Below are 22,754 nucleotides of genomic sequence, written 5' to 3' on the forward strand. Positions count from 1 at the left end.
TCCAGATGGGTGTGGTAGGAACTTTCCTCTTCCGGACACCTCGACGTCCAAGTGTCCACCTCCACCCTGTAAGATTTTCATCCTCATCCGCGATGAACCATGGGACTCGCCACCGGGAGAACGGGTGATTGGCGGACTCAACAACGACTTCTCAGGAGCAACAGCGATCTGACAACGGTAGAGTACGAGCAGTTCCACTGGGCTACCTGGGACAGCAGATCTCGCCTCATAGGACAGCTGCACGTAACCTGTGGCGTTTCAATATACCGACGTACGTACTACTCTCAGAGTATGGCCGACATGCTCCCTCGATTCAGTGTCCTCAACTTCGGGCATCTAGATGCTCGCGAAGAAGCTCAGCTACAGCCGGAGCTTCTCACGGAAGGCTATTTCGATTACCAAAACGCCGCGTACGGGCTATCCACAGGGAATACGTGGGGGATCTTGGGGCCGAAAGGTTCCGGGAAATCTGCGGTCCTTGAGAACCTTAGGCTGACATGGCAGGATCGTCATGACAGATTTTTCGAGTACTGGGATCTCTCGAATTTCCCGATTGCCGATGTTGCAGAAATAACTCAAGATATCTCTAAAGGGCCCGCAAGAGCGCGTACCTCCTGGGAGTTTCTTCTTTGGCTCAGAGTGGTTGAGTCTCTGAACAATGATGTAGGCGCCAGCTTGAGTCATGAGTTTGTTGCGCTATTTAAGCGCCTCAAAAGAGCGGGATTCATTGGATCTGACTGGTCGGTTAGCGTAAATAGGTGGACAGGTGGTGGTCTCGGCGCAGACCTAAAGTTGCTGCAGGGAAGCCTGAGATTTAACCGAGAGTCGGTAACTACTCTTGAGGTTTCCAGTGATTTGCGCGAATCCGTTATAAAATCCAAGACAGATTCGAGACACCTAATTGCTGTAGATGGGCTCGATTCGTTCTTCTTCGAAGTCAGTGATCAGTGGACGTCTCTTGCGGGTCTCCTGTCGGCCATGTCGACGGTTAATCACGCGTTGCGCGGTGCGGGGTTGCCGATTACAGTTGCAGTTGCGGGTAGATCGGATATCATCGACATGGTTCCAGATCCTGAAACCAATAAGCTCAAAGAGCATTTTATCTATCTAGACTGGCACTTAAACGGGATTGGTGCGAAGAACCATCTCTGGAAACTTGTCAGCACAAAGGCTGCTGTTATGCATCCCCAGGTAAGAGATATTACTAAACAGTACCTGGGGCGCAAAATCGTGGCTGGTGAGCTTGGCCCATATCATGATATATCTCAGATAATTCTCGACAATACGAGACTCCTTCCTCGGGATATTGTTGCCTTGCTGTCTCATCTCCAGAAGGTTCACACCAGCGAACATCCGGTTCACCCTGAAAAGGTTAAAAGAGCGCTTGAGAGATATTGCGAAGAGTATTTTATTGGAGAGATATTTAATAATCTCGCAGGGATCTTGCCGAGCAACAGGGCTCGGGAGCTCTCGAGCTTCCAGGATGCGCTGCGCGCTTCACCAAGCCGTCTTTTCACAATGGATTACATGACTACTGAGCTCAGAGGCGAATTGGAGCCTTCTGAAATCAAAAAGCTTCTTAAGCAGCTATTCGAAGTTGGTGGAATTGGAGTCAAGTCCGGAGAGCATACAGATTTCACTTTCCGTAGAACTTCTGGTGGGGCCTTCACTACTCGCGGAAAATTCATGCTTCACGATGCGCTTACCCGTGCTTGGAATAAGCCTTGGCGAGACAAGTCGTAGACGACATTGCTGAGTATCTAGACAGCGACGACGCCCGACTTCGGCGGGAGTTGTCATTCATGGTGGACCGCAGGAAAAGGACCGCTCACGGCATGAGCGCGGGGGTGCATCGACGAAAAGCGATTGACCTTGCGGAAGTAGCGTTGGAGCTCGGCGCATGGATCGAAACCCTTTTCGACCCGCGCCAGTGATGCGTCATCTTAGGCTCCGCATTCACCGCAGGTGTCACGTGCGATGCCTGACTCCTTACGCCTCGTGCCTAGATCAGTGCGCATCAGACGTGAACCGTCCTCAGAAGGGTTCAAGACAATTTGCGGACCGCAGAAGCTGGGAGGAGAAAGATGAAAACTCCGGGCCAGGCAACTAGCCTCGAACAGCGGATCCGTGCCCTCACCACTGCGCAGCCCTTCGCAGTCCACTGGGAGATCCGGGACCTGTCTTCCAAGAACTCCGTCACCATCGGCAACGGCGCCGACGTCCAGGTCGCGTCCTTTAGCACCCGGAAGGTCAGCGTGCTGCTGGTCTGCCTCACCCTGGTCCAGCATGGAAAGCTGTCCCTGGACCAGCGGCTGCCCATCACCGCGGAGATGGCCGAGGGTGTGCAGGCCGGCATCATGAAGGACCTCGCCGCCGGCGTCGAGCTCAGCCTCGAGGACCACCTGCGGCAGATGATGATCACCTCGGACAACATCTGCACTCAGCTCGTCTTCGACGCCATCGGCGCAGCCGCCGAGGCGACCAGCCTGCACCAGGACGATCGCGCCGCCGCGGCTCTGCAGCAGGTCAACGACTACTGCGCCTGGATTGGCATGCGCGCCACCCTGCACCGGGAGATCTTCCCGCGCAGCGGCGACCTGACCTGGCATCACAGCATCGAGGCGACGACCGTCACCACCGCCGCCGACCAGGCCCACCTGCTTGCACAGCTCGGCCGCGGCACGCAGGGCACCGAGGCCGCCGAACTTCTGCATCTCACCCCTGAGCTGTGCCGATTCGCCGTCGAACTCATGCGTGGCCTCTACACGCCCCTGCTCGGCGCGGAGACCATTGCGCTGCGCTTCGGGGAGAAGAATGGCCGCGGCCTGCGCAGCCTCTCCCAGGTCGGGCTCGCCACCACCGACGACGGTGCCCCGGTCGCCGCCGTCGCGGTCTTCGCCGAGAGCATCCCCACCCAGTTGCCCGACGGGACCCCTGGCCGTATTGCCGCCTACGAGCTCTTCGGCCAGATCGGGCAGACGATCGAAGCGTGGCACCTGGGGGAGCGACAGCCTGAACCCCGCCAACTCCTGCGTCTGAACCCCCATCAGGATCTCGGCGCCACCGACGCTCAACTGGAGGCGGTCATGTCCCACCAGGGCGTGCTGGCGGCCAGCGGGGGAGTCACCGACAGCGACACCACCTACGCCGAAATCGGTCGGGACGTCGTGAGCAACCGGGAGTTCCACCCGCTCGCCGGCTCCGGGAAGTTCCTCGCCGCGCTCGCCCTCGCTCAACGTGAGGCCGCGGATCCCGGCTTGCTGGAGGCGTCGGTGACCCTGACCGCCGAGCACCGGCGCCGCGCCGCCGTCGGGCCGCTGCATATCTCGCCCGGTTCCGGCCAGAACGCTGGTACGGGCCAGGGCGCGGGCCAAGCCGCGGACGAGCTGACGCTGAGCCTGCACGACGCACTCGGGCTCATCATCCGCACCTCTGACGCCGCGACCTCCTTGGCCGTGCGGGACGCCCTGGAGGCCAGGGGAGTGGACCTTCTCGCCGAGACCCGTGGGTTCCTTGAAAGGTTCAACCCTCCGGGCCAGACCCTGATTCACACCCAGATCACCGGGTTCGAAGACTGGGGGGCCGCCCGTGGCGACCTGCTGACTGGAGAGACCTCACCCCACGAGCTGCGGCAGCTTCTCATGCTCGTCACCGGTTATGGCGGGCTCCTCGGTGAAGAACTGCCCGACCGCGGAGAACCCCTCGTGGCTCCGTCTGCCGCGAGCCGCATGCTGGGCTGGATGTCCCCGGTCTTCGAACCTGCAGGGCTCGCCTGGGCGTTGCCCGGCTACGGGCCGAAGAAGGTGCCCCAGTGGACGGTCTCCGGGCTGGAGACCCGGGGCCCGAGGACCCCGGCTGCGGACGGAGCCTCCGACGCCCACGACGACGCTGACGCCGAGACCCACCCTGAGGGCTGGACGTCCGTGCTCATCACCCGCCGTCCCGGCGTGGAGCCCACGCAGGGAGGGGTGCTGTGGATGGCCGCCTACGTGCCTGCCGGCCCCACCGAAGCCGCTCCCGAGGCGCCGACGCGCACCGGACGCGACGCGGCTCGGATCTTCGGTGAGCTCGGGCTGACCCTGCACCGGCGCGGACTTAGTCGGGCAAAGCTCCGCGGGAGTGTGGCCCCGATGTACATCAGCGACAGCTGATCGTCAGCGGCTGAGCAGCTCCTTAGTCTCGGTCCCGGGTACTGCGACTGAGACCTGAGTACCCCACGGGTCGGTGGTCACCACGCGGTGGCCGTCGTCGTCGAAGTTCAGCCCCCGCATCCGGTAGCGTGCCACCAGGGCGTCCAGGTCTTCTCGGCCGGGCACGGTGATCGCCAGATCCCCCAGCCCCAACCGGGAGGCGCGCGGCCCAGCCCCGCCGCTGTTCCAGGTGTTCATCGCCACGTGGTGGTGATACCCGCCGGCCGAGGCGAACAGCGCCCCCGGCAGGCTGGCGGTCGGGTCGAAGCCCACCGCGCCCACGTAGAACTCCCGGGCACGGGCGACGTCGCCCACCTGCAGGTGCACATGCCCCACCTTCCCGGCCCGGGCCGATCCGGCGTCGAGCACCTCCTGGTCCAGGTGGCGGCGCAGATACGCTCGCGGATCCAGCGGGCGGGTGCCCATGCGGATCTGCGTGCCGTGGACCTCCCAGGTGTCCCGCGGCCGATCCCGGTAGAGCTCGATGCCGTTGCCCTCCGGGTCGGTGAAGTAGAAGGCCTCGCTGACCAGATGATCACTGGAGCCCACGAACCGGGACTGCGGATGCTGGGCCGCCCGGTGCACCGTGGCCGCCAGGGAGGCCTCGTCCTCGAACAGGAACGCCGTGTGGAAAAGGCCCGCCTCGCGCGGATCCACGCTCGGCAGATCCGGGGTGTGGATCAGCCGCACCATCGGGGTGGCGCCGCGGCCCAGCACCCGGTGGACCTCCCGGCCCCGGGTGCGCTCCTGCAGCGGCTCCATGGCCAGGGCGGTCTCGTAGTAGGCGGACATCGCCTCCAGGTCACCCACCCGCAGGGTGACCGCATCCATTCCGGTGGCGGGGTTCAGGATGCGGCCGTCAGCGGCGGGGGAGTGCTGGGTGTCCATGGGCGATCGTCCTTGCGTCGTCGGGCCCCGGGGATCAGGAGACCAGTTGGTTGTTGCTACAAGTGAGAACGTGGAGATGCGGCGAATTGTTCCCCGGTGCGTCGGCGTGGGTGCTGTTGACCTGATCGCGATCCTGTAAGCCCTGGTCCATGTTCTAGTCGTGGAGAACTCACGGACAAAGACTGGGAACGCATCGAACCTCTGCCTCCCGCCAATCGCCGAGGCTACCGGTGGCGAGATCTGCCCGAGTGCTACGAGTCCTGGAAGACCGCTTATGAACGGCTACGGGTCTGACCCTCACCATCGCCAGCACCGTGTTGTGGCTGCGATGACTCACAGGAGACGCCCTAGACGGCGGAGACCATCCTGAACTGTTGGATAGCTCAGTCAACGTCTCGTATCGCGTGACGGATACTCGCGTCGAGGACTTTCTTAGTTCGCCCTTGCTTCCACGGCTTGAAGGTCCACAGAAGAATCTGTGAAACCGTCAGGAAGGCGCAAGAACCCACGACAACGCCCCACGCGACAGAATCCAGGATTGCCCCAGAAGTGAGTCCGGTGATGGCCGGGACAAGAGCGTATGCTCCGGTGACCCATATCGAGGAAGGCGTGAGTTGTTGTTGCCGGACAGCCTCTACACGGTAGGTCATCAGGTTCACTGTCTCTGAAATCAGGATCGTCATAGTCCCAGTCCAAGCCATCGTCCCGATGTCAGGAGGGTCAAGGAGTAGGAAGTTGCCGGTGGCCGCACTGCTGAGGAAAAGAACAGCGAACCAGATCGGGGCGAGAAACGCATGACCGAAGACCGCAGCCCCGAACGATGGGAGATATTCAGATGCTCGGAATAGACGCAACATGTGTCGTTAGACCATGCAAGCGTCGATAACGGAATTGACTCCGAGGACCTTAACGGTGAGCTCGGGATCAACTGTGGTGAGGTCGCCGAGTTCTTGACTCAGCCGCGCCTTGCGGTCTGGAAGATCCTCTGGCGGAGCTTCCCGGAGATCTTCAGGAAGGTCCTCCAGGGCGCTCAGGATCTCCTCGATCTGCGCCTCAAGCTGCGCTTCGGTCTCGGCGGAGGTGAGAGCGGCCGCCCCGTTAGAGGAGCCTCGCGCTGACGCAGAGGTTGCTCGAGAAGGCGTAGCTCCGACGAAGTGACTACCGGCGAGAAGACCTAATGTTCCACTTCCTGCTGTCGTCAGAAATGCTCGTCCTTGCATCGGAGGAAACCTCTCAGGCGGGGAGCTCGACTATTCGACCCTAAGGGCACTGCTGGACGGTAGTAAAGCCCGCAAGAGGGCTCTTCGGACGTCAGGAGCTCATCGCAGATGAGGGGGTAGCAAGGGGCTGAATCCTCCGGTATCCAGCAGGGCCCGGAGGATGCGGTTGGCCAGGTGTCGGAATGCCAGAGCGGTTCCACGCAGATGTTCCCATCGGCCGTTGATCACCTCGGGCTGCCGCTGCGGCACCGCGCGGCTCAGGGGGTCGATTGCCTCGATGAACACTGCTTGCCCGTGCTTTCCGGGGCGACGACATTCTGGGCATCCGTAGTCGCGGACACGTACCCGGAGCATGGTGGTCTCCCGTCCACCGAGCCGTTCCCCTCGCCGTAGCGCGGTCGTCCTCGCGTCGTCGAGGGAGCCCTCGGGCGACCTGCGCGGAGCTGATTTCCCGGACGGACTCGACGATCCGCCGTCGTGCCCTCCGCCCTTCCGGAGTCGGCAGCAGGGGGTAGACATGCAGATGCCCGGGCTGCTCATGGAACTCCACATCCACTCCAGACTCGCGGGCGTTGCGCACGAAGAGCCTGGTGTCCGGGTTCAAGATGTCTCGAGTGCCGCTGAAGATCATCACGCCGCTGATGCCTTGGAAGCCTCCCAGGATCGGGTTGAGGATGGGATCCTCTCCATGCTCACCGATCCACATCTCCGCCACCTCGAGCTGGCCCTTCTTCACCAGCCATGGGTCCGAGGGCTGGACGGCGTCGATCTCAGGATTGGTGAATCGCAGATCGAGCGCGGGCGAGACCAGCACGGTCAGAGCGGTCGGCACGCGGCGTTCCGCCAGTAGGAGGCTTGCCGACATCGCGATGCTGCCCCCGGCGGAATCGCCCATGAGCACCATCTGCTGTTCATGCTGCTCACAGAGCTCCGCGATGCGCGGCACCACCGTCTCCGCCGTGCCGCCCTCATGGGCGAGGGGATACACCGGCATGATTACCGAGACCGATGCCTCGTGGGCGAGTTGCTGCACCCACCGCCAATGGGCTCCCGCAGCCTCATGTATCCAGCCCCCTCCATGGAGGTAGACCACAGTGCCGTGCGCTTCAGCATGGGCAGGGGAGATGGTGTAGATGCGCCACCCTCTGTCCCAGGTGGCTGTGACCGTGACGTCCCGGCGCAGTCGCTTCGGCGGGTTGACCGGTCGAGGCCGCAGCTTCAGCTTGTCAAGATGCCGACGCACGTGTGCACGAGTGCGGTAGTTCCGGTTGGCTCGCCGCAGCCGCATGGCTGCAGGCAGGAGCCTGGCGGTCAGGCTCATATCCTGCTTCGACTCACCCATGCCCTACCCCAGCCCTCCGGCGGACATCGCCACCAGCGCCTGCACGCAGTCCTCCTCGGACCACTCCTGGTGGGTGGTGTGCTGCTCGATGCTCAACGTCACCGCCGCCGACAGCAGGGAGGTCGCCATGATCTCCAGCCGGGCCGGGGACGACGGCGTCTCGGCGTGCCCTTCAGCCACTCGGGCCGCGTCGAGCCGGGCCAGCCGGTCGGTCAGCAGACCTACGATGGCCTCCTTCTCGGCGCGCAGCTGCTGGGACTCGTCATCCCGGCGTCGAGCCAACGCATAGGCCACCAGTCCGGTGAAGGACGGGTACTCGCGCAGGAACGCGAAGGCCGCACGGATCTGCGCGGTGAGGCTGGCCCGGACGGAGGCGAGGTCGCCGACGTCGTCGAGGTCATCCATGATGCGCTGCAGCTCCTCCGCCCCATGCACCAGCATCTGCCGGACCAGGTTCTCCTTGGAACCGAACTGGTAGTACACCGAGCCCTTGGCCACACCGGCGATCGCCGCCAGCTCCTCCACGGAATGCTCTTGCACGCTGCGGTGATCATCCAGGGCCATCATCGCCTGCAGCAGACGCACCCGGGCTGAACCCCGCCGTGGACCTCCTCGTGAGCTCGCTCGTGAACCCGCGGCTGCCTGCGGCCCGCTGTCAGTCTCGCTCACCGCGCTCATGCGGCCTCCTCAATCGCCGGCTGGAGCCGCTTCAGGCTCCACATCTTCTTCTTCCGGATTGCCAGCACCAGCAGCGTCAGCCCCACCCCGGTGGTCGCCAGCAGCGCGGCCAGCGTAGTGGACAGCGTAGCCAGGTCCGCACCGTAGATGACATGCCTCAGGCCATCGACCACGTAGCTCATCGGCAGCACCGGGTGCAGAGCCTGCAGCGGCTCCGGCAGCGTCTCCGGCGGGAACGTACCGCCCGAGGCCACCAACTGCAGCACCAGCAGCAGGATCATCAGCATCTTGCCCGGATTGCCCAGCAGCGCCACCACCCCCAGCACCAGGGCGGAGAACGCCATGGACGCGGCGAACAGCACCGCCAGAGCCAGCCACGGATGCGCCGGAGACAGGCCCAGTCCGGCGACGACGGCCCCGTAGAGCAGCAGGCTCTGCGTCAGCGAGAGCAGCAGGAACGGCACCCAGGAGCCCAGCGCTATCGACGCCGACGGGGCGTTGGAAGCCAGCGCCCGGGTGGAGGTCGGCCGCAGTACCTGCAGCATCACCAGCGCACCGATCCACAGCGACAGGGCCAGGAAGAACGGCGCCATCCCGGCCCCATAGTTGCCGGCCTCGGTCTGCGCCGTCTGGTTGACCTTCAGCGGGTTGCCGATGACCTCGCTGATCTCCTCACGCTCATCATCATCAGGGTTCGGCACCTCCTCGGCCCCGTCATCCAGTCCGTCGGTCAGCTCCTCGGCGCCGTCGGCCAGTTCCACCGAGCCGTCCGAGGCCTCGAGGAGACCATCCCGCAGGGCCACCGCGCCGTCGTTGAGCGCGGTCGCGCCGTCGTTGAGCTCCCCGGCGCCGATGGCCAGCTGCCCCACCCCGTCATGGGCGGTGTCAGCACCATCGGAGAGGTCCGAGGCCCCGGAGCTCAGCTGCAAGGCACCATCGCGGGCGGTGCTCAACCCGCCCGAAAGGTCAGGGGTGGAGTCCGCCAGCTCCGCGGCACCATCGGCCAACGTCGAGCTGCCGGCTAGCAGCTCATCGGCCCCATCAGCGACCTCACGCGCACCGGTGGCCAGCTGATCGATGTCCTCCTGGGCCTCACCCAGCTCCGTGCGCGCCGTCTGGGCGCGGGTGATCAGCTCAGAGTCTTCCGCCACCGAATCCAGCGCGCCGCGCGCCTCCTCCACCTGCTCCTCCTCGATCACCCCGGCGTCAAGGAGGTCCTGCACCGCCTGGTCCGCACGCCCCTCGGCCGAAGCCTCGAACTCCGAGATGATGTCGCTGGCCTCATGGGAGGCGTTCGAGAGCGCTTCATTGCCGTCGGCCACCTGCCCGGCGCCCTCGCTGAGGGTGCTGATCCCGGTGTTCAGCTCCGAGGCGCCGGCGGAGAGCTGCCCGGCAGCGGTGTCCACCGCGTCGGCGCCCTCCTGCAGCTCAGACATCCCGCTGGAGAGCGAGGAGGCGCCGGTGGAGAGCTCATCGGCCCCGTCAGAGAGCTGCTCGGTGCCCTCGGAGAGCTCACCCAGGCCGGTCACCAGCTCATCGACGCCGTCGTCGAGATCCCCGGCCCCGTCCACCAGCTCCACGGAACCCGAGTGCAGCTCACCGATGCCGTCGCTGAGCTCGCCGGCGCCGTCGTGGAGCTGCCCGGCGCCATCGGCGGCGTCGATCAGCTGCCGGTGGATCTGCCCGAAACCGGTCAGCATCGCATCTGCGGTCTCCTGGCCGACCTCGCTGGAGACCGACTCATGGACCTCTGAGGCCAGCACGCTGACGATGTTGCTCAGCAGATAGTTGTTCGCCTCATTGGTGGTGATGTCCAGGATCGCCTGATCGGCAGACTCGAAGCTCGATGGCGAGGCCAGCGCCTCCGAGAAGTCCTCCGGGATGATCAGCGCGAACTGGTGCTTGCCCGAGGCCACGCCCGCCTCCGCGGCCTCCCGGGAGTCGACGGTCTCCCAGCCGAAGGAGGCGTCGTCGATGAGCTCCTCGGCGACGTCGTCACCGACGGTGCGGTGCTCGCCGTCGAAGTCCGCCCCCTCGTCAAGGTTCACCAGGGCCGCGTCGACGTGCTCCAGATTGTCGTAGGGATCCCAGTTCGCATACAGGTAGATGCCCGCATAGAGCACCGGCACCAGCGCCAGCCCGAAGATCGTGATCAGCGGAGTGAAGCTGCTGGTCATCCGCGCGAACTCTGAGCGCACGAGTCGCAGGAACGTCATTCTTTGCCCTCCAGAAGGTCATCCAGGTCGCCCTTCTGCGCCGCAGCGGCTGCGTCCTCAGCGGGCACGTCCTCAGCGGAAGCGTCGGCCAGGGGAGCCTCGTCAGCGGGCGTGTCCTCAGCGAGCTGCTCCAGGGCGTGGTCTTCGACCAGCTCATCCTCTGGACCGCCCTCGTCGACGCCTTCGACTCCCGCGGTGGACTCCTCATCGGCACTCGGCGGCTCATCGTGGTGGCCGGCGAACGCGCAGGTGATGTCCTCCCGAACCGGAGGCGTCTCCAGCAGGGCCAGCAGGGACCGGCCGGAGTCGAAATCACAACGGTCGCTCAGGAAGTCGGCCAGCTCATCGATGTCGACGTCGTGGCGGTCCGGAGAGTCGACCACGGCGAAGCGGACGGCCGGGTCGGAGAAGGCCAGCTCGATGAGCAGGCCGAGCCGACGCAGCGGCTCCAGCGTGTCGATCCGGTCCCCGGCGATGTCCTCCGCCTCATGCTCCGCCAGCCAGGCGCGGACCCCGATCCGCCGGGCCTCGCGGCCCACCCGACTGCGCAGCGGCCGCAGCGCCAGCGACTCGGAGACCACGTTCTTCACGGTCATATGGTGCTCCGGGGCGGTGATGCCGGGGGAGTCCACCAGAGCAGTCCGGTGCCGGAGTGCGCGCAGATCCTCGACGTCGTCGAGGAGCACCGTGCCCTGGTCCGGCACCATCCGTCCGGAGCTGATCAGCGCCAAGGAGGTCCGCGCCAGAGAGGTGGAGGCCTGCAAACCGGAGAGGGCGCCGTCGGCCGCGGAGAAGCTGGTGGGGTCGAGGATCCGACCGCGATGACCGTCGAAGGCCACATCCTGAAGTCTCAGCATGCGACCATCGTACGCTTGAACTGACTGGTCAGTCTAAAAATGTGAGGAGTGCATCATCTCGCGCCCTCCGCCTCCTTCGTCCCCGTCGTCTTCGTTCGTCCCCGTGGAATTCCTCGGGGACGAACGAAGAGCACGGGGACAGAAGCCTGCCCCAAGCCCACCCCGTCGCCGTGACTCCGTTCATAGCCAACAGCCGCGCACAGTCCTAGACTCAGCTCGAGGCGGCCCCCGCCGAGGATCCGGCGGTCACAGGCCGCCCTCTGCCACGGAAGGGGAACATCCGATGCCCACAGTCGCACGCACCATGGTCGACACCCTGCACGCCAGCGGGGTGCAGAGGGTCTACGGGATTCCGGGAGACTCGCTCAACGGCTTCACCGACGCCCTGCGCGCCGCCGGCACCATCGAGTGGGTGCAGGTCCGCCACGAGGAGACCGCCGCCTTCGCCGCCAGTGCCGAGTCCCAGGTCACCGGTGAGCTGGCCGTCTGCGCGGGCAGCTGCGGACCCGGCAACCTGCACTTGATCAACGGGCTCTACGACGCCCAGCGCTCGCGGACCCCGGTGCTGGCCATCGCCGCGCACATCCCCAGCGAGGAGATCGGCTCCGGCTACTTCCAGGAGACCCACCCGCAGGAGCTCTTCCGCGAGTGCAGCGTCTACGTGGAGCACGTCACCCACGCCGAGCAGATGCCCCGACTCATGCGCATCGCCATGCGCGAGGCGCTCGAGAAGCGCGGCGTGGCGGTGCTGGTGATCCCCGGGGACGTCGCCCTGAAGGAGATCACGGCGGCGCCGGAGACGATCCGGGCCACCAGCTCCGTGGTCACCCCGGCCGAGGACGCCCTGGCCTCCGCCGCCGAGGCGCTCAACGGCTGTGACCGGGTCACCATCCTCGCCGGCGCCGGTGCGGCCGGCGCCCATGACGAGCTGCTGCAGATCGCCGAGCGGCTCCAGGCCCCCATCGTCCACGCGCTGCGCGGCAAGGAGCACGTCGAGTACGACAACCCCTATGACGTCGGCATGACCGGCCTGCTCGGTTTCTCCTCCGGGTATCACGCCATGGAGGCCGCCGAGACGCTGCTGGTCCTCGGCGCCGACCTGCCCTACCAGCAGTTCTACCCGCAGGGCGCCACCGTGGTGCAGGTCGACATCCGCGGCGCACAGATCGGCCGCCGCACCCGGGTCGACGTCGGACTGGTCGGGGGAGTGAAAGAGACCGTCGCTGCGCTGCTGCCCCGGCTGGACGCCCACGCCAGCTCCAAGCACCTCGACGGCGCCACCAAGCACTACCGTCGCACTCGCAAGGACCTCGACTCGCTGGCCACACCTTCGAAGCGGACCATCCACCCGCAGTACCTGGCCCGGCTGATCGACGAGGCCGCCGCCGACGACGCCGTCTTCATCCCCGACGTCGGCTCCCCGGTGGTCTGGGCCTCCCGGTACCTGACCATGAACGGCCGACGCCGGCTCATCGGGTCCTTCTCCCACGGCTCCATGGCCAACGCGCTGACCCAGTCCATCGGTGCGGCCTCCGCGGACCCGCGCCGGCAGGTGGTCGCCCTGGCCGGCGACGGCGGACTGACCATGATGCTCGGGGAGCTGCTCACGCTGACCCAGGCGCAGCTGCCGGTGAAGACCGTGGTCTTCAACAACTCCTCGCTGAACTTCGTTGAGGTGGAGATGAAGGCCGCCGGCTTCGTCAACTACGGCACCGGCCTGACCAACCCGAGCTTCGCCGACGTCGCCGAGGCGATGGGCATCCGTGGCATCCGTGTAGAGACCTCCCAGGACCTCCCGGCCGCGGTGGAGGAGTTCTTTGCCCACGAGGGCCCCGCGGTGCTGGATGTGGTCACCGAGCGGCAGGAGCTCTCCATGCCGCCGGCCATCACCGCAGAGCAGGCCAAGGGCTTCACCCTCTACGCCATCCGCACGGTGCTCTCCGGCCGCGGCGACGAGCTGGTGGACCTGGCCCGCACCAACTGGCGCCAGCTGTTCTGAGCGGCCGCCTGATCGGGCACCCCTGACCGGGCACCCCTGATCGGGCAGCCCGACCGACCACCCCTGTGCCGGGCCGCCGGGCTTCGGTAGGGTCGTGACATGGGAGAACTTCTCGATGATCTCGCCGCCGCCCGGGCCGCCTGGACCGGCCTCCAGCTGAGGGACTGGTACGCCCAGGACCGGCTGCTGGCCCAGCTGCGCACCGCGCTGGAGCCTGATGCCGAGCGCTTGGAGAACCCCGAGTTCGGGGCGGAAGTCCGCGACCTCGTGCAGGCCGACGAGTCCGCCGCCGCCGATGACGTCCACGTCGAGGTCGAGGATCCGCTGCTCTGGGCGGACCGACGGATCACCCACGACGACGGCGGCTGGTCGGTGATCGGCATCAGGTTCCGCGGACGCGATCTCACCTGCCCCTTTGTCGACGTCATCGCCTCCTCGCTGAGCCCGACCCCGGAGAACATCCGCAGGATCGTCACCGAGGCGGCGGAGGACCTCCAGGAGTTCCGTCCGCTGACCGCCCGGCTCACCGTCGGGGACCCGGACTCCGGTCTCGCTGAGGTCCACGACGCCTCGGGCATCGGCCCTTCGGCGGTGGACCAGTACCTGGTGGCCGGACTCATCCGGGGGATCAACCACCGCACCCGGGTGGCCTCCTACCGGCGGGTGAGCCTCGAGCCGATGGACCCGACCCTGGCCGCGGCACGGGTGGCCGAGATCTACGCCGCCCACCCGGAAGGCACCCGCTGGGCGACCCCGGCGGGTTCCGACGAGCTGCAGGAGGCCTCTGAGGACGGCGCCCTGTTCGAGATCTTCGCCAATGGTGAGCCCGCCGGGGTGGTCTCCGCCCCGCGCGACGACGACCACGGCCTCAGCGGCCACCTGGTCCAGGAGATCTGTCTGGACGAGGACCATCGCGGCCGCGGATACGGCCCGGCCGTGCTGCAGCGGCTCTGCGAGGAGCTGCCCCATCCGGAGCCGGGAACAGTGCTCTGGGGAAGCATCCACCCGGAGAACGTCCCCTCGCTGCGCAATGCCCATGCCGTGGGACGCACCACCGTGGGTGGCCAGCTCTGGGTCGCCCCAGAGGGACTGCCCGGCATGCCGGCCGCACTGGCCCGCCCGTGGTGAACGTACGCGCCGAAGGACGAGCCACGGGCACGCAAAGGCCCGCCGCCCCCTGATGATCTCCTCCACGACCGATGACCCCCGCCCGCACCCCCGACGACAGGATGCTCCGTGACCTCACCTTCCCTCCGTTCTACCGCCGCCGCCGAACGCCAGGCCTTGGTCCGAGCACTGCGGCAGCACGGTCCGCACGCCCACACCCTCTGTGAGGGCTGGACCGCCCACGATCTGGCCGTCCATGTGGCGGCCCGCGACGCCCGGCCGCACCTGGTGTTCGGCCAGGAGCTGCCCGTCGTCGGCGACGCCGCGCGGGAGAAGTACAAGACCTTCGAGAAGATGGACTTCGAGGAGCTGCTGGATCGCATCGAGGCGGGAGTGCCCTCCTGGCACCCGGCCCGCTCCCGCGCTGTGGACGACGCGGTCAACACCGTGGAGTTCTTCGTCCACACCGAGGACGTGCTGCGCGCTGAGGAGCTGAGCCCCTCCGAGGAGGAGCAGACTGACACCGAATCTGTCGACACTGAATCCGCTGATGCCGAGACCGTCGGAACGGAGCTGCAGCCGCGCCGCCGTCGGGCGCCCGAAGCGGTCCAGCGGAGACTGTGGCAGCACGCCTCCCGGACGCTGTTCCTGGCCGCCGCGCGCAAGCACAACCGGCGTATCACCTTCATCAGCCCCGGCTTCGGCTCCGTCACCCATGGGTCTTCGAAAGACCCGATGATCAGCCTCGAAGGCGCCCCCGGGGAGCTCATCCTCTGGGCCTTCGGCCGCGAGCAGGCCGCGGACGTCGTCCTCCGCAGGCACTGACGCGCCCGTCGCGGGGGAGGCGGCGGGCAGACCGCCCCTGGTTCATAGCAGGGGACCGCTATACCGTGGAGTCATGGATGAGGTCGCTCCGTCGCTGCACGAGATGACCCCGCGGGAGATCCTGCGGGCACGCCGACGCGCCCTCGGCCGGACCCAGCAGCAGCTCGCTGAGGCGATCGGCACCACCCAGTCGGTCATCGCCGCCGTCGAGAGCGGACGCCGACCCCTGAGCGTACCGATGCGGCAGAGACTCCATGCGGCCCTGACCCCAGACCCTACCGAGCTGCTCCAGCGCCACCGGGAGACGATCAAGCAGGCCGCCGAGACCCACGGGTTCACCGGCGTGCGTGTCTTCGGCTCCGTGGCCCGCGGCACCGCGGAAGCCTCCAGCGATCTGGACCTCTTTGTGGAGTACGCCGACCCGCAGCAGCGCCAGCCGCTGGAGATCTTCGGACTCCAACGCCAGCTGGAGGGACTGCTGGGGATACCGGTCGACGTGAACCTGCTGACCGGACGCCCGCTGAAGGGGGCCCGCGCCCAGCAGGCGCTGAAGGAGTCGATCGCCCTGTGACCGACCCCCGACATCACCCCGACCGCACCCCCGAGCTCCTAGAGGACATCGCCGAGCAGCTGGCCGTATGCCGTGACATCGTCGCCGACGGCTACGAGATGTACATGGGCGCCTCCCAGGACTCCTACCTGCGACGTCGCACCGCGGAACGCGCCGTAGAGATCATCGCCGAGGCCAGCCGCCGGCTCGACGCCGATTGGAAGCAGCAGCACCCTGGCGTCCGGTGGCGGTACATGACAGACATGCGTAACAAGATCGCCCACGACTACGGGGCGATCCACGACGACATGGTCTGGGAGGTCATCGTCGGCAGCGTCCCGGAGATGGGCCGGCTCCTGGGCTTGGCCCCGGCGGAGGACCCCTACGGCCCGCACTGAGGCCGTGGAGGCGGAGCGACACGCACGCCGCCGGCCCCCGCCCCGCCCCGCCGCGCCTCAGCCGCGCCGCATCTCAGCCGCGCATGCCCAGAGCGAAGGGCAGCACCAGATCCGCCCCGGCACCGCGCAGCTCCCGAGCCGCCACCGTCAGCGTCCACCGGGAGATCACCTCGTCATCCACCAGCAGCACCGCCGCACCCTGCAGCTGGGACGCCATCTCCTCGGGCACCCGAAACCGGCCCAGCAGCCCGGCCAGCCGGAAGGCGCTGTTCGCCTCCGGTGAGCTGGAGGGCCCGCCGTCGACGGGCTCCAGCGCCCCGGCATAGGGCAGGCGTCCGACCTGGGCCACCCCGCGGGCCAGGGAATCGACCAGCCGCGGGTGGCGCCGGGAGGGCACCGACACCACCACATCCGGCCGCCGCTCCCAGCCCCATTCCGCCAGCACCCGCACCACCGCAGAGGCCAGCTGATCCGGCACCGGGGCGTCCTCGCCCTGGATCGCTTCACGCACCGTCGGGCCCCAGCCCAGATCGGACAGCCGGGCCAGCGCCCGGCCCTCCGCGGCCACCTCGCCCGGACCCAGCCGGCCCTTCAGCGAGAGTCCCAGGGCGCCCAGCCCGGTGGGCCACTGCTTGCGCGGGGCGATCTCCACCCCCACCCGGTCCATCGAGACCCGGGCCTCAGAGACCGAGTCCTGATCCAGCTCACGGGGAAACCACGGCCCCGCGCAGGTGTCGCAGCGGCCGCAGGCGGTGGCGGCGGCGTCGTCCAGGGCTGCGGCCAGATACGCCATCCGACACTGCCCGGGAGGCAGCCGCTCATACTCGAGCATCGACTGCTGCTCGGCCCGGCGCAGCCGCAGGATCGTGTCATAGCGCTCGGCGTCATAGACCCACCCACGCCCGGTGGAAACCCATCCGCCGCGCACCCGGTGCACCGCGCCGTCGACCTCCAGCACCTTCAGCAGCAGCTCCAGCGGGGAGCGGCGGATCTCCACCATCGCCTCCAGCCGGGCCACCGAGAGCGTCTCCTCCGGGTGCTCGGCCAGCGCAGTCAGCACCGCATCAGCACGTTCCTGGGTGGGCATCGAGGCCTGCGCGAAATGCTCCCAGATGCGGACGTCCTCCCGCCCGGGCAACAGCAGCACATCGGCGTTGTCCACCGCACGGCCGGCACGGCCGATCTGCTGGTAGTAGGACACCGGTGACGAGGGCGCCCCCAGGTGCACCACGAAGCCCAGGTCCGGCTTGTCGAAGCCCATCCCCAGCGCCGAGGTGGCGATCAGCGCCTTCACCCGGTTCTCCTTCAGCGCCTGCTCCAGCTGGGCACGCTCGTCCGGATCCGTCTGCCCGGTGTAGGCGACCACGTCATGGCCGTGCTCCCGCAGGTGACGGGTGAGATCCTGCGCCTGCGAGACGGTCAGCGCATAGACGATCCCGCTGCCGGCCAGCGAGCCCAGATGCTGGGTCAACCAGGCGATCCGCTGCTCCGAGTCTGGCAGGGTCAGCACACCCAGGCGCAGCGAATCCCGGCTGAGGCTGCCACGCAGCACCAGGACCTCCTTGCCGCTGGCATCCCCGGCCGGGGAGAGCTGGGCGGCGACGTCCTCCACCACCCGGGAGTTCGCCGTCGCGGTGGTGGCCAGCACCGGGACCGCCGTCGGCAGGTTGCGGACGATCTCCCCGATCCGCCGGTAGTCGGGGCGGAAGTCATGGCCCCAGTCGGAGATGCAGTGGGCCTCGTCCACCACCAGCATGCCCAGCCGATCCAGCAGCCCCGGCAGCACCTCATCGCGGAAACGCGGATTGGCCAGCCGCTCCGGGGAGATCAGCAGCACGTCCAGCTCATCGGCGGCCAACGCCTCCAGCACGGAGTCCCACTCGTGGGCGTTGGCCGAGTTCACCGCCTGCGCCCGCACCCCGGCGCGGGTGGCCGCAGCGATCTGGTCCCGCATCAGCGCGATCAGCGGGGAGACGATCAGGCTCACCCCACGCCCCCGGCTGCGCAGCAGATGCGCGGCCAGGAAGTACACCGCCGACTTGCCCCAGCCGGTCTTCTGCACCACCAGCACCCGGCGGCGCTGCTCCACCAGTGCGGAGATGGCCTCCAGCTGGCCCGGACGGAAGTCATCGTCACGTCCCGTCAGCGCGGTGAGGCGCTCGCGGGCCTCGGCATGGAAGGCGGAGTCCACTGCAGTCTCAGTCATGACGACCACTCTTCCACGGCCGACTGACAGCTGGCCCCTCGGTGCTTCCTCGCGTGTCAGACGCCCTGCTCAACGACGCAGGAAGGCTCCCTGGAGGGCCGCGGGAGTGATAGATTGCGGCCAGAGGGCCGCCGACGGGAAGAACCTCCGTCAGCGGCCGAGGAGTCCGGGCCGGGAGGGCCGATGTCGCGATTCGATCATGAGACGTATCTGCCATTCGCCCGCGACGACGTGTTCGCCTGGTACACCCGCCGCGGTGCGCTGACCCGGCTGCACCCGCCCTTCGCCGGCGAGGTCCTCGCCGAGCCGGAGGACGGCCCCGTCAACGGCGCGGAATCCCAGATCACGCTCAACCTCCCTGGGCTCTTCGGGGCCAGCGCCACCGCCGCCGCCGGCCTGGCCGGCTCCGTGCTGCCATTCTCTCCGCGCAGCCGACTGGCCTGGCACTCCCGGCATGAGGACTTCCGCCCGGGCCACGGATTCACTGATGTGATGATCTCCGGACCCATGCACAGCTGGCGCCACGAGCGGGAGTTCCTGGACCAGGGCCAGGGCACCCTGCTGCGCGAGACCATCACCTACCAGCATCCCGCCGAATCCCGCCTGCCCGGTCCGCTGCGACGCCGCATCCAGAACAGCCTGGAGCAGGAGCTGCACCGGGTCTTCACCTTCCGCGCCCACCAGACGGCCCAGGACCTGGCCTTCCATCAGAGCCATGGCCGACTGGCCTCCCAGCAGCGAGAGCGTCGATCCCATCTGGACGTCGAGGACGACGCCTGCGCGGACGGTCCCCAGGTGGTCGCCGTCTCGGGCGCCTCGGGGATGATCGGCACCCAGGTCTGCGCGCTGCTCGGCGGTGCCGGCATCGAGGTCAGGCGGCTGGTCCGTCGGGACCTCAGTCGGACCGAGGCGGGGGAGTCGGAGACCGGAGTCGGGGAGATCGCCTGGGATCCGGACTCCGGGCAGTTGGACGAGCAGGCGCTCGCAGACGTGGACGTCGTCATCAACCTGGCCGGCCGGCCGCTGGCCTCCCGATTCACCGATGAGCACAAGCGCCGGGTGCGCTCCTCGCGCGTGGACGGCACCACTCTGCTCGCTGAGACGCTGGCCCACCTGGAGGAGACCAGCCCGAGAGGGCGCGCACTGATCAGCGGCTCGGCCATCGGCTGGTACGGGGCCACTGCGCAGGATCGGGTCGGAGCCGCCGGTCAGCTCACCGAGAGCATGCCCTCCGGCACGGACTTCCTCGCCGAGGTGTGCCGGGCCTGGGAGAGCGCGGCCCGCCGGGCCGAGACCTCAGGCGTGCGTGTGGCGACCATCCGCACCGGCCTCGTGCAGTCACCCTCCGGAGGCGCACTGCAGCAGATGCTGCCGCTGTTCGCCGTGGGGGTGGGCGGCCCGCTGGGAGGCCCCCAGATGCAGAGCTGGATCAGCCTGGATGACATCGCGGGGCTCATCGTCCACCTGGCCCTGACCCCGTCGGCCAGAGGCCCGGTCAACGGCGTCGCTCCTGCCCCCGTCACCGCGAGGGCCTACGCCCGGTGCCTCGGCGCGGTGCTCCGGCGGCCCTCGGCGCTTCCCACGCCCTCGTTCGGCCCCAAGCTCCTGCTGGGGGCCCAGGGGTCACGGGAACTGGTCATGGCGGACCAGAACGCCAGCGCGGAGAAGGCTCTGGATCTCGGCTACGCCTTCCGCCACCCCACCCTGGAGGAGGCCTTACGGCACGTGCTGGGACGGTGACCGGCCGTTCCGCCCGAGCCCGCAGCCTCGCACCCCCCCCCCCCCCTTCACACACCTCGCTTCACACACCTCGCTTCACACACCTCGCTTCACACACCTCGCTTCACACACACCGATTCATCCACCCCGATCCCCCCCCCCCTTCCCGCAGACCCCGAGAGGACCACACCATGACCCCCGCTCCCAGCACCGCCGAGCTCGCCGCCCGCGCTGACACCCTGCTGAACCTCCACCACCGGCAGGCCCCGGTGGTCCTGCCCACCGCCTGGGACGTCTGGTCCGCGCGGTTCATCGAGGAAGCCGGCTTCGAGGCGCTCACCGTAGGCAGCCACCCGCTGGCAGACTCCCTCGGCGCGGCCGACGGCGAGGCGATGAGCCTGGAGCAGGCCCTGGAGGCCATCGCCCGCATCACCGCCGGTGTGGACATCCCGGTCTCCGCGGACCTGGAATCCGGCTACGACACCCCACCGGCTGAACTCGTCGAACGGACGCTGGCCGCCGGCGTCGTGGGCATCAACATCGAAGACGTCGTCCACTCCCGGGGAGCCATGCGCTCAGCCCAGGAGCATGCCGACTACCTGGCCGGGATCCGGCAGGCCGCCGACCAGGCCGGGGTCCACCTGGTGATCAACGGGCGCACCGACGTCTACAAGCACACCGGGGACTTCAAGGACCCGCTCTCCGAGACGCTCCACCGGCTCCATCGCATGGAGGAGGCCGGCGTCGACAGCCTCTACCCGGTCGGTCTGCCCTCTGAGGAGGTGCTCAGCACAATCCTGGCCGAGATCCGCACCCCGCTGAACGTCACAGCTCATCCGGAGCAGGGGGCGGTCCCCGACGGGCTCGGTCTGGCACGGCTGACCGAGCTGGGCGTCTCCCGGGTCAGCTTCGGCCCGCTGCTGCAGATGACGCTGGCGGAGAAGGCCTCCGGAGTGCTCGACGGCTGGAAGTAGCAGGGCATCGTCGTCGAGGGCCGGCGGGGCTGAGCCGGCGCAGCGATGCCGGCGGCACATGCGTTCCGGCCGGTGACCTCGCGGCTGCTGGGTTACCCTGGCACCTTGCCGTCGCTCCCGGTCCCACGCCGGGCGCACCCTCGATCCAGCAGGAGCACCCTCACCCCATGCGCGTGACCATCGCCCCCCGCACCGAAGGCATCCTCAACTCCGACGCCGGCTCCACGGTGCGCCGCTCCGTCCTGCCCTCCGGCGTCCGGGTGCTCACCGAGGACATGCCGGGCCAGCGCTCGGTGACCATCGGCTTCTGGATCGCGGTGGGCTCACGGGATGAGGCCCAGCACCAGCACGGCTCCACCCACTTCCTGGAGCACCTGCTGTTCAAAGGCACTCCGAGCCGCTCCGCCCTGGACATCGCCGCCGCCTTCGACGCGGTCGGAGGAGAGTCCAACGCGATGACCGGCAAAGAGTCCACCTGCTACTACGCCCGGGTGCTCGACGCCGATCTGCCCATGGCCGTGGAGGTGCTCACCGACATGGTCACCTCCGCCTCGCTGGATCCGCAGGAGATGGAGACCGAGCGCGGGGTCATCCTCGAGGAGCTGGCCATGGCCGAGGACGATCCCGACGACGTCGTCCACGAGCGCTTCTCCGCCCAGGTGATGGACGGCCACGCGTTGGGGCGGCCCATCGGCGGCACCCCTGCTGACATCCGCACGGCCACCCGCGACGACGTCCACGCGCACTTCACCCGCTGGTACCGGCCGGACGAGCTGGTCATCACCGCCGCCGGCGGACTGGACCACGATCAGCTGTGCCGGATGATCGACGAGGCCCTGGACACCTCCGCCTGGGACACCACGATCTCCCAGGACCCGGCGCCGCGCCGGGTGGGGCAGGAGCAGGTGATCCCGGTCCGCGCAGGGGTGGAGGAGCATTTCAAGCCCGTCGAGCAGGCGCAGGTCATCCTGGGCGGCCGCGGCCTCTCCGCGGCCGACGAGGACCGCTTCGCCCTCTCGGTGATGCACGCGATCCTCGGCGGCGGGATGTCCTCCCGGCTGTTCCAGGAGATCCGCGAACGCCGCGGCCTGGCCTACTCCACCTACTCGTTCTCCGCCGCCTACACCGACGCGGGCTGCTACGGCCTCTATGCCGGATGCCTGCCGGAGAAGGTGGACAGCGTCATCGCGGTGATGACCGCTGAGCTGGAGCGCATCGCCACAGCACCGGTGACCGAGGAGGAGCTCAGCCGTGCCAAGGGCCAGCTGCGCGGCGGGACCGTGTTGGGCATGGAGGAGACCTCTTCACGCATGTCCCGGCTGGGCCGCTCCGAGCTGGTGCGCGGCGAGTTCGTCGACATCTCCGACACGCTCGCTCAGCTGCAGGCCGTCACCGCCGAGGACGTGCGCAGCGTGGCAGGCCGGCTGGCGGACTCGCCGCGGGCGACCACGGTCGTCCGGCCCGGTCGGGACGGCTGAACTCCAGGCCGCGGGGTGGAGGCCCACTGATGACGGGGGCACGCTGCCGCTCCTACACTGGTCCCTTGGACGGCCGACGGCGCCGAGGACGACCGGAGGGTGAGGAC

Annotated in this window: 15 protein-coding genes and 1 pseudogene; 10 read left to right on the top strand and 6 right to left on the bottom strand. The window is 67.7% G+C overall.

The features are described 5' to 3' along the window. Window positions 1–291: 291 nt before the first annotated feature. Together HNR09_RS12730 and HNR09_RS12735 are read left to right on the top strand one after the other, a co-directional pair. Window positions 292–1,743: a P-loop ATPase, Sll1717 family gene (locus tag HNR09_RS12730; protein ID WP_179542386.1), complete on the top strand. Its 1,452-nt coding sequence runs from the start codon at window positions 292–294 to the stop codon at window positions 1,741–1,743. Between the two features lie 341 nt (window positions 1,744–2,084). Next, window positions 2,085–4,151: a serine hydrolase gene (locus HNR09_RS12735; protein ID WP_179542387.1), complete on the top strand. Its 2,067-nt coding sequence runs from the start codon at window positions 2,085–2,087 to the stop codon at window positions 4,149–4,151. Between the two features lie 3 nt (window positions 4,152–4,154). Here the strand turns inward: HNR09_RS12735 and HNR09_RS12740 are convergent, their stop codons facing one another. From HNR09_RS12740 to HNR09_RS12760, 5 genes and pseudogenes are all read right to left on the bottom strand, one after another. Then, window positions 4,155–5,078: a VOC family protein gene (locus HNR09_RS12740; RefSeq protein ID WP_179542388.1), complete on the bottom strand. Its 924-nt coding sequence runs from the start codon at window positions 5,076–5,078 to the stop codon at window positions 4,155–4,157. A 1,743-nt stretch (window positions 5,079–6,821) separates the two neighbouring features. Next, window positions 6,822–7,640, bottom strand: a pseudogene (locus HNR09_RS16620) (alpha/beta hydrolase fold domain-containing protein); the annotation flags it as partial. A gap of 3 nt (window positions 7,641–7,643) precedes the next feature. Next, window positions 7,644–8,225 carry a TetR/AcrR family transcriptional regulator gene (locus tag HNR09_RS12750; RefSeq protein ID WP_179542389.1) on the bottom strand — a complete coding sequence of 194 codons (582 nt, stop codon included), beginning with the start codon at window positions 8,223–8,225 and terminating at the stop codon, window positions 7,644–7,646. A gap of 89 nt (window positions 8,226–8,314) precedes the next feature. Then, entirely contained in the window at window positions 8,315–10,495 is a 2,181-nt protein-coding gene (locus tag HNR09_RS12755) for a YhgE/Pip domain-containing protein (protein ID WP_246348830.1), read from the bottom strand. 35 nt (window positions 10,496–10,530) lie between these two features. Beyond that, window positions 10,531–11,391: a hypothetical protein gene (locus HNR09_RS12760; protein ID WP_179542391.1), complete on the bottom strand. Its 861-nt coding sequence runs from the start codon at window positions 11,389–11,391 to the stop codon at window positions 10,531–10,533. Between the two features lie 283 nt (window positions 11,392–11,674). On the opposite strand from HNR09_RS12760, the gene poxB reads away from it, so the two are divergent. From poxB to HNR09_RS12785, 5 genes are all read left to right on the top strand, one after another. Beyond that, window positions 11,675–13,390 carry a ubiquinone-dependent pyruvate dehydrogenase gene (poxB, locus tag HNR09_RS12765; RefSeq protein WP_179542392.1) on the top strand — a complete coding sequence of 572 codons (1,716 nt, stop codon included), beginning with the start codon at window positions 11,675–11,677 and terminating at the stop codon, window positions 13,388–13,390. 99 nt (window positions 13,391–13,489) lie between these two features. After that, the gene (locus HNR09_RS12770) at window positions 13,490–14,518 is read left to right on the top strand and encodes a GNAT family N-acetyltransferase (RefSeq protein ID WP_179542393.1); all 1,029 of its coding nucleotides are present in this window, start codon (window positions 13,490–13,492) and stop codon (window positions 14,516–14,518) included. Between the two features lie 108 nt (window positions 14,519–14,626). Beyond that, window positions 14,627–15,322: a TIGR03085 family metal-binding protein gene (locus tag HNR09_RS12775; RefSeq protein ID WP_179542394.1), complete on the top strand. Its 696-nt coding sequence runs from the start codon at window positions 14,627–14,629 to the stop codon at window positions 15,320–15,322. 73 nt (window positions 15,323–15,395) lie between these two features. Further along, window positions 15,396–15,893, top strand: coding sequence for an XRE family transcriptional regulator (locus tag HNR09_RS12780; protein ID WP_218881940.1), 498 nt, complete (start codon window positions 15,396–15,398; stop codon window positions 15,891–15,893). Continuing rightward, window positions 15,890–16,270, top strand: coding sequence for a HepT-like ribonuclease domain-containing protein (locus tag HNR09_RS12785; RefSeq protein WP_179542395.1), 381 nt, complete (start codon window positions 15,890–15,892; stop codon window positions 16,268–16,270). Before HNR09_RS12780 ends, HNR09_RS12785 begins: the two co-directional genes overlap by 4 nt. Window positions 16,271–16,343: 73 nt before the next feature. Here HNR09_RS12785 and HNR09_RS12790 read toward each other — a convergent pair whose 3' ends face one another. Further along, the gene (locus HNR09_RS12790; protein WP_179542396.1) at window positions 16,344–18,476 is read right to left on the bottom strand and encodes a RecQ family ATP-dependent DNA helicase; all 2,133 of its coding nucleotides are present in this window, start codon (window positions 18,474–18,476) and stop codon (window positions 16,344–16,346) included. Window positions 18,477–18,659: 183 nt separating this feature from the next. Here HNR09_RS12790 and HNR09_RS12795 point away from each other — a divergent pair, with 183 nt between their 5' ends. From HNR09_RS12795 to HNR09_RS12805, 3 genes are all read left to right on the top strand, one after another. Continuing rightward, window positions 18,660–20,216, top strand: coding sequence for a TIGR01777 family oxidoreductase (locus HNR09_RS12795; RefSeq protein WP_179542397.1), 1,557 nt, complete (start codon window positions 18,660–18,662; stop codon window positions 20,214–20,216). A gap of 170 nt (window positions 20,217–20,386) precedes the next feature. Further along, window positions 20,387–21,169: an isocitrate lyase/PEP mutase family protein gene (locus tag HNR09_RS12800; RefSeq protein WP_179542398.1), complete on the top strand. Its 783-nt coding sequence runs from the start codon at window positions 20,387–20,389 to the stop codon at window positions 21,167–21,169. 167 nt (window positions 21,170–21,336) lie between these two features. Continuing rightward, on the top strand, window positions 21,337–22,647 hold the full coding sequence (locus HNR09_RS12805; RefSeq protein ID WP_179542399.1) for a M16 family metallopeptidase: 1,311 nt from the start codon (window positions 21,337–21,339) through the stop codon (window positions 22,645–22,647). The last annotated feature ends 107 nt before the right edge of the window (window positions 22,648–22,754 follow it).

Source organism: Nesterenkonia xinjiangensis (assembly GCF_013410745.1).
Lineage (GTDB): Bacteria > Actinomycetota > Actinomycetes > Actinomycetales > Micrococcaceae > Nesterenkonia > Nesterenkonia xinjiangensis.

Excerpts from the sequence above, each read along its gene's own strand:
- HNR09_RS12730 (WP_179542386.1), top strand. The coding sequence starts at position 292 with ATGGCCGACATGCTCCCTCGATTCAGTGTCCTCAACTTCGGGCATCTA.
- HNR09_RS12735 (WP_179542387.1), top strand. The coding sequence starts at position 2,085 with ATGAAAACTCCGGGCCAGGCAACTAGCCTCGAACAGCGGATCCGTGCC.
- HNR09_RS12740 (WP_179542388.1), bottom strand. The coding sequence starts at position 5,078 with ATGGACACCCAGCACTCCCCCGCCGCTGACGGCCGCATCCTGAACCCC.
- HNR09_RS12755 (WP_246348830.1), bottom strand. The coding sequence starts at position 10,495 with ATGACCAGCAGCTTCACTCCGCTGATCACGATCTTCGGGCTGGCGCTG.
- HNR09_RS12760 (WP_179542391.1), bottom strand. The coding sequence starts at position 11,391 with ATGCTGAGACTTCAGGATGTGGCCTTCGACGGTCATCGCGGTCGGATC.
- poxB (WP_179542392.1), top strand. The coding sequence starts at position 11,675 with ATGCCCACAGTCGCACGCACCATGGTCGACACCCTGCACGCCAGCGGG.
- HNR09_RS12770 (WP_179542393.1), top strand. The coding sequence starts at position 13,490 with ATGGGAGAACTTCTCGATGATCTCGCCGCCGCCCGGGCCGCCTGGACC.
- HNR09_RS12780 (WP_218881940.1), top strand. The coding sequence starts at position 15,396 with ATGGATGAGGTCGCTCCGTCGCTGCACGAGATGACCCCGCGGGAGATC.
- HNR09_RS12790 (WP_179542396.1), bottom strand. The coding sequence starts at position 18,476 with ATGACTGAGACTGCAGTGGACTCCGCCTTCCATGCCGAGGCCCGCGAG.
- HNR09_RS12795 (WP_179542397.1), top strand. The coding sequence starts at position 18,660 with ATGTCGCGATTCGATCATGAGACGTATCTGCCATTCGCCCGCGACGAC.
- HNR09_RS12800 (WP_179542398.1), top strand. The coding sequence starts at position 20,387 with ATGACCCCCGCTCCCAGCACCGCCGAGCTCGCCGCCCGCGCTGACACC.
- HNR09_RS12805 (WP_179542399.1), top strand. The coding sequence starts at position 21,337 with ATGCGCGTGACCATCGCCCCCCGCACCGAAGGCATCCTCAACTCCGAC.